At 70.5% G+C, this 10,601-nt stretch carries 11 protein-coding genes; 4 read left to right on the plus strand and 7 right to left on the minus strand.

Going from position 1 to position 10,601, the window contains the following annotated elements:
• On the minus strand, positions 1-891 hold the full coding sequence (locus tag AWC08_RS23800; RefSeq protein WP_065133337.1) for an FAD binding domain-containing protein: 891 nt from the start codon (positions 889-891) through the stop codon (positions 1-3).
• 32 nt (positions 892-923) lie between these two features.
• Positions 924-2,090 (minus strand): XdhC family protein, encoded by a 1,167-nt coding sequence (locus tag AWC08_RS23805; RefSeq protein WP_085088268.1) that lies wholly within the window; start codon positions 2,088-2,090, stop codon positions 924-926.
• Between the two features lie 23 nt (positions 2,091-2,113).
• Here AWC08_RS23805 and AWC08_RS23810 point away from each other — a divergent pair, with 23 nt between their 5' ends.
• From AWC08_RS23810 to AWC08_RS23820, 3 genes are all read left to right on the plus strand, one after another.
• A complete protein-coding gene (locus AWC08_RS23810; protein ID WP_069435602.1) occupies positions 2,114-3,073 on the plus strand; it encodes a LysR family transcriptional regulator in 960 nt (319 codons plus the stop codon).
• A gap of 101 nt (positions 3,074-3,174) precedes the next feature.
• Entirely contained in the window at positions 3,175-3,390 is a 216-nt protein-coding gene (locus AWC08_RS23815; protein ID WP_065133334.1) for a dodecin family protein, read from the plus strand.
• A 149-nt stretch (positions 3,391-3,539) separates the two neighbouring features.
• Positions 3,540-5,177 carry a PE family protein gene (locus tag AWC08_RS23820; RefSeq protein ID WP_085088271.1) on the plus strand — a complete coding sequence of 546 codons (1,638 nt, stop codon included), beginning with the start codon at positions 3,540-3,542 and terminating at the stop codon, positions 5,175-5,177.
• Between the two features lie 4 nt (positions 5,178-5,181).
• Here the strand turns inward: AWC08_RS23820 and AWC08_RS23825 are convergent, their stop codons facing one another.
• The 5 genes from AWC08_RS23825 to ttfA are packed head-to-tail and all read right to left on the minus strand — an operon-like array spanning position 5,182 to position 8,909.
• Positions 5,182-5,832, minus strand: a complete 651-nt coding sequence (locus AWC08_RS23825) for a TrmH family RNA methyltransferase (protein WP_172835111.1) — start codon at positions 5,830-5,832, stop codon at positions 5,182-5,184.
• Positions 5,829-6,728, minus strand: coding sequence for a hypothetical protein (locus tag AWC08_RS23830; protein WP_069435480.1), 900 nt, complete (start codon positions 6,726-6,728; stop codon positions 5,829-5,831). The genes AWC08_RS23825 and AWC08_RS23830 overlap by 4 nt, the downstream gene beginning before the upstream one ends.
• A 5-nt stretch (positions 6,729-6,733) precedes the next feature.
• On the minus strand, positions 6,734-7,282 hold the full coding sequence (gene pyrE, locus AWC08_RS23835) for an orotate phosphoribosyltransferase (protein WP_065133330.1): 549 nt from the start codon (positions 7,280-7,282) through the stop codon (positions 6,734-6,736).
• Positions 7,269-8,042: an SDR family NAD(P)-dependent oxidoreductase gene (locus AWC08_RS23840; protein ID WP_069435481.1), complete on the minus strand. Its 774-nt coding sequence runs from the start codon at positions 8,040-8,042 to the stop codon at positions 7,269-7,271. The genes pyrE and AWC08_RS23840 overlap by 14 nt, the downstream gene beginning before the upstream one ends.
• A 6-nt stretch (positions 8,043-8,048) precedes the next feature.
• Positions 8,049-8,909, minus strand: a complete 861-nt coding sequence (gene ttfA / locus AWC08_RS23845; protein WP_065133328.1) for a trehalose monomycolate transport factor TtfA — start codon at positions 8,907-8,909, stop codon at positions 8,049-8,051.
• A 186-nt stretch (positions 8,910-9,095) separates the two neighbouring features.
• Between ttfA and AWC08_RS23850 the strand changes: the two genes are divergently transcribed.
• Positions 9,096-10,601 (plus strand): PE family protein (locus AWC08_RS23850; RefSeq protein ID WP_142283768.1); only part of this gene is annotated, 1,506 nt, incomplete at its 3' end.

Below are 10,601 nucleotides of genomic sequence, written 5' to 3' on the forward strand. Positions count from 1 at the left end.
TCAGTTCCCTTCTGGCTGAGGCTGGTTGCGCACTCGCTGCACCGCGCTGCGCAGGGTTCGGATGGTCAGTTCCCCGGCCAGATGCCGTTTGTAGTCGGCGGTGCCGCGGACGTCGGTCACCGGTTCGCAGGCCTGTCCGGCCAGCCGGCCGGCCTCGGCGAACGTTTCTTCGGTTGCCGGCCGGCCCACCAGCGCCGCCGACAGCTCGGCCAGCGCGGCCCGGTCCGGGTTCACCGCGGTCAGTCCTACCCGGGCGGCGGCAATGGAGTCCCCGTCCAGAGTGACGGCGGACCCGGCGGCCGTCACCGCCCAGTCCCCCACCCGTCGCTCCACTTTGGCGTACGCACTGGACGTTCGGTGCCGCACCGGGATTCGTGTCTCGATGAGGATCTCGTTCGGGGCGACCGCCGTCTCGTAGGGGCCGATCAGGAAGTCGTCCATGCCGATCTCACGCTCCCCGGCAGGCCCGCGCACCAGGCACACCGCGTTCAGCACTTCGCACACCGTGGACAGATCCTCGGCGGGGTCCGCCTGGCACAGCGATCCACCCAGCGTGCCGCGGTTGCGCACCACCGGATCGGCGATCACCCGTTCGGCATCGCGGAAGATCGGGCACACCGCGGCCAGCGTGTCGGACTCGAGGATCTCCCGGTGGCGGGTCATCGCGCCGATCCGCACCAGCGTCGGATCGGTGATCACATAGCCCAACTCGGGTGCCAGGTCGTTGATATCGATGAGGTACTCGGGGTTGGCGATGCGCAGCTTCATCATCGGCAGCAGGCTGTGTCCGCCGGCGACCACGCGCGCCTCCTCCCCCAGCCGGTCCAGTAGTCCGATGGCGTGGTCCACGCTCGTCGCGCGTTCGTATTCGAAGGGGCCAGGTACTTGCATGCCGAGAAGTGTCTGCCCGGGGCCCAGGGGCGTCAATGTCGAGTTAAGTGATCCGTTAACTCGCCCTCGACCTGCGCGTCCGCGGCGTCGTGGTGGATGCGGCCGGCGATCTCGGCCAGCGGCCGCCCGCCGCCGCCCCACCGCCGCGCGATGATGTCGGCAGCGATCGAGACGGCGGTCTCCTCGGGCGTGCGAGCGCCCAGGTCCAGTCCGATGGGGCTGGACAGCCGGGCCAGCTCGGCGTCGGTCAGGCCGACGGCCCGCAACCGCCGCATCCGGTCGTCATGGGTCCGGCGTGATCCCATCGCGCCGACGTATCCGACGTCCAGGCGCAGCGCAATCTCCAGCACCGGCACGTCGAACTTCGGGTCGTGGGTCAGCACACAGATCACTGTGCGCCGGTCCAGCGAACCGGCCTGGGCCTGCGCGGCGAGATAGCGGTGCGGCCAGTCGACGACGACCTCGTCGGCGGTCGGGAAGCGGGTCGGCGTCGTGAAGACCTGGCGTGCGTCACACACGGTGACGCGGTAGCCCAGGAATGTGCCCTGCCGCGCCACGGCGGCAGCGAAGTCGATCGCTCCAAAGACCAGCATCCGCGGACGCGGCGCGAAACACGACACGAAGACCTGCATTCCTTCGCCGCGACGCTGACCGTCCGGTCCGTATTCCAGAATTCCGGTGCGGCCCAGCGCAAGCAGGCCGCGGACATCGTCGGTGACGGCGGCGTCGGCACGGTCCGAGCCCAGCGAGCCGGCGGTGTTCTCGGGTGTGATCACGATCCGGCGGCCCACCCAGGGCGCCTCGCTATGGGCGATGACGGTCGCGACGGCCACCGGCCGGTGGGCCTCGATAGCCTGTGCCACCGCGTCGAGTTCGGGGAACGTCGCCTGCGACACCGCTTCGACGAAGATGTCGATGATCCCGCCACAGGTGAGTCCGACAGCGAACGCATCATCATCGCTGATCCCGTACCGCTCCAGCCGCGGCACTCCCCCGCCGGCGACCTCGGTGGCCAGTTCGTACACCGCGCCCTCGACGCACCCACCCGACACCGATCCGCTCACCGACCCGTCCGGCGCCACCACCATCGCGGCGCCGGGCTGGCGCGGTGCCGAGCGCATGGTCCGCACCACGGTCGCCAATCCGGCGGTCTGGCCCGCGCGCCAGATCGACATCAGATCGGCAAGCACGTCACGCATGCTCTCAACGTAGGCTCATCGTCATGACCCCGGCTCAACTTCGGGCCTATTCGGCGGTAGTGCGGCTAGGCTCGGTACGAGCCGCGGCCGCCGAACTGGGCATGTCCGATGCCGGAATCTCGATGCACGTCGCGGCGCTGCGCAAGGAGCTCGACGACCCGCTGTTCGCCCGGACCGGAGCCGGACTGGCGTTCACCCCCGGCGGATTGCGGCTGGCCAGCCGCGCGGTGGAAATCCTGGGGCTGCAACAACAAACCGCCATCGAGGTCACCGAGGCCGCCCACGGGCGCCGCCTGTTGCGCATCGCCGCCTCCAGCACTTTCGCCGAGCATGCCGCGCCCGGACTGATCGAGTTGTTCTCGTCCCGGGCAGACGACCTGTCCGTGGAGCTGAGCGTGCACCCGACGAGTCAGTTCCGCGATCTGATCTGTTCCCGGGCGGTGGACATCGCGATCGGGCCGGCCAGCGAGAGTTCGGTCAGCACCGACCTGTTCGTGCGGCCGTTCCTGAAATACCAGATCATCACCGTGGTAGCGCCGGAAAGCCCTTTGGCCGTGGGCATTCCGACACCCGCGCTGCTGCGACAGCAGCAGTGGATGCTCGGCCCGTCGGCTGGCAGCGCGGACGGCGAGATCGCAAACATGTTGACCCGCTTGGCGATTCCGGAGTCCCAGCAACGTATTTTTCAGAGTGACGCCGCCGCTTTGGAAGAGGTGCTGCGGGTCGGGGGCGCGACGCTGACCATCGGCTTCGCGGTGGCCAAGGACCTAGCCGCCGGTCGGTTGACACACGTGACCGGGCCGGGTCTGGACAAGGCCGGTGAGTGGTGCGCGACGACCTTGGCGCCCTCGGCCCGCCAGCCCGCGGTGTCCGAACTGGTCCGCTTCATCACCACACCGCGCTGCATCCAGGCCATGATCCGCGGCAACGGGGTCGGCGTGACCCGGTTTCGGCCGAAGGTGCACGTCACGCTGTGGAGTTAGCCGCATCGACTGTGCATCTGGGGCGCCAAAATCGCCGAATGTACGACGCCCTCGCACACTCGAGTCCACGAGCGCACACCCGAGCTATACGCTTTACCCCCATGAGCGTGTACAAGGTGATCGACATCATCGGGACCAGCCCCACGTCATGGGAGCAGGCCGCAACCGAGGCGGTGCAGCGGGCACGGGAGAGCGTCGATGACATCCGGGTGGCCCGGGTCATCGAACAAGACCTCGCCGTGGATGCCACCGGCAAGATCACCTACCGCATCAAGCTTGAGGTCTCCTTCAAGATGAGGCCCGCCAAGCCGCAATAAAAGAATCTGCTTCTAGGACGAATGACCTAGGCGCAGTTGGGAATCCGGTTCAGCCTGCAGCTCTGGCTCAATCGGTTCAGCGGTGATAACGTCTGCTCCGCGAGTGCGGCTCATGCATTCATTGTGCCGGTTGGCGGAAGGACCGGGCCATGTCGTTTATCACCGCAGTTCCTGGAGCTCTGGCCGCGACGGCGGCGGATCTGGCCGGCCTCGGATCAACAATCAATGCCGCCAACGCGGCTGCGGCGTCCCGCACGACCACCGTCTTGGCCGCCGGCGCCGACGAAATCTCGGCGGCGATCGCGGCGGTGTTCGGCGCGCACGCGCAGAGCTACCAAGCGATCAGTGGCCAGGCGTCGGCTTTCCACGCCCAGTTCATGCAGGCCTTGGCCGCAGCCGCGGACTCCTATGCGGGCGCCGAGGCCGCCAACGCCGAGCAGGTTCTGCTCGGGCTGATCAACGCGCCCAGTCAGACGCTGCTAGGCCGCCCGCTGATCGGCAACGGCGCCGACGGAGCGCCCGGGACGGGGCAGAACGGCGGTCCCGGCGGGTTGTTGTTCGGCAATGGCGGTAAGGGCGGCTCGGGAGGTGTGGCGAATCCCCGAGGCGGAAACGGTGGCGCGGCCGGATTATTCGGCGATGGCGGCGCCGGCGGACTCGGTGCGCCCGGTGCGCCCGGCGGAAATGGCGGCGCCGGGGGGCTGTTGTTCGGTTCCGGCGGAGCCGGGGGTGCCGGCGGCAACGCCGTGGTAGCCGGCGGCAATGGCGGCGACGGCGGAGTGGGCGGCGCAGCCGGCCTGTTCGGTCAGGGTGGCGCGGGCGGACACGGCGGGCTCGGCGCTGACGGGGCACCCGGCGTCAACCCCACGCCGTTGCAGAATCAGGGTCCCGCCGCCGCTCCGGGCAGCCTCGGAACACCTGGCAACGCTGCTGGAATCGCCGGTCCCGGCGGGCCCGGAGCAAACGGCGTCAGCGCCCCCACCATTGGCCAGGCCGGTGGCACGGGTGGTGATGGGGGCACCGGTACGGTCACCGGTGGCAACGGCGGTACCGGAGGTATCGGCGGTGTCGGCGCTCCCGGCGGCACCGGCGGTGACGGCGGCCAGGGCACCGGTGCAGGTGGCCGGGGCGGAAGCGGAGGATCCGGCGGGGCCGGCGGCGCCGGCGCTTCCGGCGGCGACGGCGGCAACGGCGGCAACGGCCCGGCGACTCTAGCGGGTATCGGCGGCGCCGGCGGCGCCGGCGGTGTGGGAGGCATCGGCGCCGCAGGCGGAAATGGTGGCACCGGCGGCAGCGGGTTGATCGGCGGTGGCCCGGGCGGGAACGGCGGGTCCGGTGGCGTTGGTGCCTCCGGCGGCACCGGCGGCAACGGTGGCTCCGGGGGCACGGGCGGTCGTGGCGGTCTGCTGGTCGGCAACGGTGGTGCCGGTGGCATAGGCGGTACCGCCGGCGCAGGCGGCGCCGGCGATCAGGGCGGCCCCGGCGGCAACGGCGGGGAAGCAGGCTTTGGTTTCCCGTCCGGCAATGGTGGCAACGGCGGTTCCGGCGGCAACGGCGGCGATGGTGGCGATGGGGGCAAGGGTGGTAACGGTGGTGCCGGCGGCGCGGGCGGCCTGTTTGGTACCAACGGCGCAGCAGGTACTGGTGGTGCCGGTGCTGCCGGCGGAACCGGCGGCAACCCAGGCTCAGGCGGTAGCGGCGGGGACGGCGTCATCGATGGCAGCCCCGGAGGCCTTGGTCAGACTGGCACCGCTGGGAAAGCCGGCACCGACGGCCTGCCTGGCTGAGAACTCACCAGGCGCGCGTCAGGTCGCCGTGCTGGCGAATCCAGGCGTGCATCGCAATGCCCGCTGCCACACCGGCATTGATGCTGCGCGTCGAGCCGAACTGCGCGATCGACACCGTGATCGCCGCGCCCGTGCGGGTGTCGTCAGTGATGCCCGGTCCTTCTTGGCCGAAGACCAACAGGCAGTCGCGGGGCAGCGAGGTCTCTTCCAGCCGGGCCGCGCCGGGGACGTTGTCGACGGCGACCACCGCCAGACCGGCTGCGGCCGCGAACTCCATCAGCTCGGCGGTGCTGTCGTGGTGACACAAGCGCTGGTAACGGTCGGTCACCATGGCACCGCGGCGGTTCCACCGCCGCCGCCCGACGATGTGCACGGTGTCCACGGCGAACGCGTTGGCGGTGCGCACCACCGAGCCGATGTTCGCGTCGTGCCCGAAATTCTCGATCGCGATGTGCAACGGGTGCCGGCGGCGGTCGATGTCGGCGATGATGGCTGCCCGGGTCCAGTACCGGTAGGCGTCGACGACATTGCGAGTATCACCGTCGCGCAACAGGTCTGGGTCATAGCGGGGGTCGTCGGGCAACGCGCCGGGCCACGGTCCGACGCCGGTGGCCGGGCTGCCCCACTCAGTCGGCCCAGGCTCTAGCCCGCTCACTTGGCGGTCCACACCGCGGCGTGGGTGCCTTCGATCGACACCGTCGCATACAACAGCGCCTGGCTGATCTCGCCCGACGTGCACAGCGATGCGTTGACCTGGATCGAGTCTCGTGACGCGTCGGGCAGGATCAGTACCGACGACCCGTAGGCCGCGCAGGCCGGGTTCAGTCCGCGGTTCGGCAGGCTCGGCGCGACCACCAGCATCAGCGGTCCACCGCGCCTTGCGGAGTCGTCGCGGTACTGCGCCCCGATCGCCCCGACTTCCAGGTTCAGCAGCATGTAGCCGTTCCCGTTGAACGCCGTGGGGTCACTCAACTGCGCCTTGCTGATCGGCAAGCCGTCGGCCCGCCAACCGGATGCGTTGGTGGACTTGACGACCAAGCCGGTGTCGTTGACGTTGGTGGGCGGCAGGCCCACCGGAAAGGCCGCGGCGTACGCGGCCGAGGTGCCGGCGATCCGCTCGTGCGGTGAGTAGGCGTAGATGCCACGCACCGCGCTGCGTTCCTTCAGCGGGCCCAGGCAGACGGTGCCGGTCAACCGGTCCGGGGGCGCCTTCAGCGGCGAGACGTCGGGCACTTTGGTCACCGCGTCGTCACAGCTGCCCAGCGCGTTGGCTTCCATCGGATGTGACAGCGCGCCGTAGAGCCCGAAGCGGACATCTTCGGCCTTGGCGCGCGGCGCTTTTGGATCCGCCGGCGCGGCGTCGACGTCGACGAGCACGAAGTCCTGCCCCCAGCGCAGATTCGACACCGAGATGTTCCAGCCCAGCACGGCCACCGATTCCCCGATCCGGGCGCTCTGGGCGCCAAAGATCCGGCCGGGCCGATCCGAACCCGAGCAACCCACCAGAGCGCAGCAGGCCAGTACAGCAATCAGCGCAACCCGAACGCGCACGCGGCCTAGTCCAGCCCCAGATCGGCGAGGCCTAAGACGCTGCGATAGGGCACACCCTCGGCTTCGATCGCCTCGGCGGCGCCGGTCGCGCGGTCCACCACTGTCGCCACTCCGATCACCTCACCGCCGGCGTCGCGCACGGCGCGCACCGCCGTCAGCGCGGAGCCGCCGGTGGTGCTGGTGTCCTCGACCACCAGCACGCGCTGACCCGACACCTCGGTCCCTTCGATAAGCCGTTGCATCCCATGGGTTTTCACCGACTTACGCACCACGAACGCGTCGATAGGCCGGCCGGGCGCATGCATGATGGCGGTGGCCACCGGGTCGGCGCCCAGTGTCAGGCCACCGACGAGTGCGTAGTCCCAGTCTGCGGTGATCTCCCGCATCAGCCGGCCGATCAACGCCGACGCCCGGTGGTGCAGGGTGGCCCGGCGCAGGTCGACGTAGTAGTCGGCCTCCTTGCCGGAGGACAGGGTGACCCGCCCGTGTACCACCGAAAGTCGGCGCACGAGCTCGGCCAGTTCGGCCTTGGCCTGCGGGTCAGGTCCGGCCACGGCCGCCGCCGAATCGCTTGGTGAACAGCATCGCCAGCCGACGCGGCATGGCCCGGCCAGTGGCCACCAGGAACTTGTACTGCGTGCCAGGCACGATGACGACCTTGCCGCGGGCGATGTCGGCGAGGCTCTCCCGAACGACGTCATCCACCTCCAGCCACATGAACGACGGCACCTGCGCCATGTCCAGCCCGGCACGGCTGTGGAACTCGGTGTGCACGTAGCCCGGACACACCGCATGCACGCCAACGCCGCTGCCCTGCAAGCTGTTTGCGAGTCCTTCGCTGAACGAGATCACCCACGCCTTGGACGCCGAGTAGGTCGATCCGCGACCGGGCAGCAGGCCGGCGACGCTGGCGATGTTGATGACGGTGCCGGTACCGGCGTCCCTCATGGCCGGCAGCGCGGCGCGGGTCAGGTGCATCACCGCGGCGACGTTGACGTCCAGTTGCCGCTGCAGGTCCGCCGGATCGGTCGCCCAGAATTCGCCGGACATGCCGAAGCCGGCGTTGTTGACCAGCACCTGCACGCCGTCGGCGAGCCGCTCGGCTACCTTGTCGCGGTCACCGGCCTGCGCCAGGTCCGCGGGCATGATCTCGACGCTGCCGGCCTCGGACTTCAGCTCGCCGGCCAGTTGCTCGAGCCGATGCCCGTCGCGGGCGACCAGGACGAGGTCATAGCCGTCGCGGGCGTAGCGGCGCGCGTATCCGGCACCAATGCCGGAGGTCGGCCCAGTAATCAGCGCAACGGGTCGAGGCATGTGCTCTCAGCGCTGGTAGTTGCTGGCCTGCTGGCCATTGCGTCCGGTCCGCGGCGGACGACGGGAGCCCTCAGATCGGCTTTCCTCACGGGCAACCGGCTCGGCGGCCCGGCGGGCCGGATCGGGCATCACTCCGGCGATCGGGTCCGCCTGGGCGCGACGCTGAGGCAACTCCGCGCGGGCGGCCTGGGCCAGCGGACGGCCCGGCGCCGCGTTGCGGCGTCCCTCGGACTCGCCTTCCTCTTGCGGCGTTTCGGCGGGCAACGGGGGCAGCACCCGCAGTAGGTCGTTGAATTGGCGCACAGTGCGCAGACCCTCGTCCCACTGGGCGCGGGTGCTGGCGATGGGCATGGCGACCAGGGTCCAGTTCTGCTCGTTCCACATGATCTCGGCGCAGTCGGGCGCGGTGTGCGCGAAGGTGACCATGCGCCGGTCACAGGCCCGCCGGGCGGCGTCGAGGTTGGTGGAATACACCATGCGCGGACCGATCGCGCCGAGCAGCCAGATATCGCTCTCGCGCGGTTCCTTGAGCCCCTTGAGCCGCAAATCGACGACGACGTTGGTGCCCACCTTGCGGTGCAGCGCAATCACCGTGGCGACTTCCTCGAGATCGAAGATGTAGACGGCCTCACCGCGGATTTGGCCGAGTACCACGTTGTAGGCCGGGACATCGCCGACCGTCGACATCACGCCGCGCTTCCAGCGGTGCAGGATGTCGGTGGATTCGCGTTCGTAGTCGAATCCGTGCGAGCGCGCCCACGACCTGCGGCGCCGGCTGCGTCCGCGACGTCGATCGATATCGACGTACAACAACACCGCCGCACCGACGAAGCACAGTGCGGAGAGCGTGAACCAGAGGGGGACCATCCCCAACAGAGTATCCGTAGTCGCAAGCGAATACAGAATCCGAGCAGGTCACAACCGAATCACAGGACGCAATACGCCGAATTCGGCGTCGCGAACCAGAACAGCGCTCTAATGCGGTCTGACCTGCGGAAGTCTATTCTCACATCCGCGTCAATTCTGGGGCTCGGTGCGAGGTGAAGGATTCTCATGTCGTTGTTGGCGGTACCTGAGGTGTTGGCTGGGGCGGCTGGGGATCTGTCCCGGATTCAATCGGCACTGGCGCAAGCCAGCGCGGCGGCGGCGGCGCCGACAACTGCACTGACTGCTGCCGCCGACGACGAGATATCCGCGGCCATCGCGGCATTGTTCGGCAGCTACGGCCGCGAGTACCAGATGCTGAGCGCGCGGGTGTCGGCGTTTCACCGGCAATTCGCACAAGCCATGAGTGGGGCGGCGTCGGCCTATGCCGCCGCCGAGGCAGCCAACGCATCGCCGCTGCAACTCGTCGAACAACTGATCAACGCGCCAAGCCAGGCGCTGCTCGGGCGCCCGCTGATCGGCGACGGCGCCAACGGCACCGCGGCCAACCCCAACGGCGGGGCCGGCGGGCTGCTGTGGGGCAACGGCGGTCACGGCTACTCGCAACCGACGGCCGGCTTCGTCGGCGGCGCCGGCGGTGCCGCAGGGTTGATCGGCAACGGTGGCAGCGGCGGAACCGGCGGCGCTGGTGCAGCGGGCGGCGCCGGTGGCGCCGGTGGCTGGCTGTACGGCAACGGTGGCGGCGGCGGAGCTGGTGGCGCGGCAGTCCTCACCGGGGGCATCGGCGGTGACGGCGGCGCCGGCGGCGCCGCGAGGCTGTTCGGCGCCGGAGGCGTCGGGGGATCCGGCGGTGCCGGCGCTGGGGGCGCGTTGGGCAGCGCGGGAACCGAAGTCGCTCCCGATGGCGGCATCGGCGGCACCGGTGGCCGGGGCGGCAATGGTGGTGCCGGCGGAAGCGGCGGGTTGCTCGGCACCGGTGGTGTGGGCGGCGCCGGCGGCGCCGGCGGTACCGGTGGAGCCGGCGGGCTCGGACACGACGGCGCGGTCGGATCGGTGCGCGGCGCCGACGGCACCGCCGGCGGCAACGGTGGCGCCGGCGGCGTCGGAGGAAACGGCGGCGCAGGTGGCGTGGGCGGCTCCAACGCGCTCGGGCAGGCGGCGAGCCAGGGCGTCGGCGGCGCCGGAGGCATTGGCGGCACTGGCGGCGCGCCGGGCAACGGCGGGGCCGGAGCGACGGGAACCTGGACAACCAACAACGGTGCCGGCGGGGCCGGCGGGCACGGCGGCGACCCGGGCCTCGGTGGACAGGGCGGCATTGGCGGAGTCGGCATGGTTCCGGGCGTCAACGGCGCCCAGGGCTTCACCCCGAACGCGGGTGGCGATGGCGGGGCCGGCGGTACTGGCGCCGACGGCACGACCCCGGGGGCCAGCGGGGCCGGCGGAGGCCGCGGCGGTGACGGCGGGCGGTACGGCAACGGCGGGGTCGGTGGCATCGGCGGCAACGGCGCAAACGGTTCTGCGGGGACCACCGGGCCGACCGGCAACGGCAGCGACGGCGGCCGCGGTGGCGACGGCGGAGCCGGCGGAACGGGCGGCAACGGCGGGGCTGTTAGCGGCGTCGGCGGCGAAGGCGGGGCCGGCGGGCATGCCGGGGACGGCGGGGGCGGCGGGGAC

The organism is Mycobacterium gordonae (assembly GCF_002101675.1).
Classification (GTDB): Bacteria; Actinomycetota; Actinomycetes; order Mycobacteriales; family Mycobacteriaceae; genus Mycobacterium; species Mycobacterium gordonae.

What these genes read in the sequence shown, in the direction of transcription:
- AWC08_RS23840 (WP_069435481.1), bottom strand. Translation starts at nt 8,042, where the DNA reads ATGCCTCGACCCGTTGCGCTGATTACTGGGCCGACCTCCGGCATTGGT.
- AWC08_RS23800 (WP_065133337.1), bottom strand. Translation starts at nt 891, where the DNA reads ATGCAAGTACCTGGCCCCTTCGAATACGAACGCGCGACGAGCGTGGAC.
- AWC08_RS23815 (WP_065133334.1), top strand. Translation starts at nt 3,175, where the DNA reads ATGAGCGTGTACAAGGTGATCGACATCATCGGGACCAGCCCCACGTCA.
- AWC08_RS23805 (WP_085088268.1), bottom strand. Translation starts at nt 2,090, where the DNA reads ATGCGTGACGTGCTTGCCGATCTGATGTCGATCTGGCGCGCGGGCCAG.
- AWC08_RS23820 (WP_085088271.1), top strand. Translation starts at nt 3,540, where the DNA reads ATGTCGTTTATCACCGCAGTTCCTGGAGCTCTGGCCGCGACGGCGGCG.
- AWC08_RS23810 (WP_069435602.1), top strand. Translation starts at nt 2,114, where the DNA reads ATGACCCCGGCTCAACTTCGGGCCTATTCGGCGGTAGTGCGGCTAGGC.
- ttfA (WP_065133328.1), bottom strand. Translation starts at nt 8,909, where the DNA reads ATGGTCCCCCTCTGGTTCACGCTCTCCGCACTGTGCTTCGTCGGTGCG.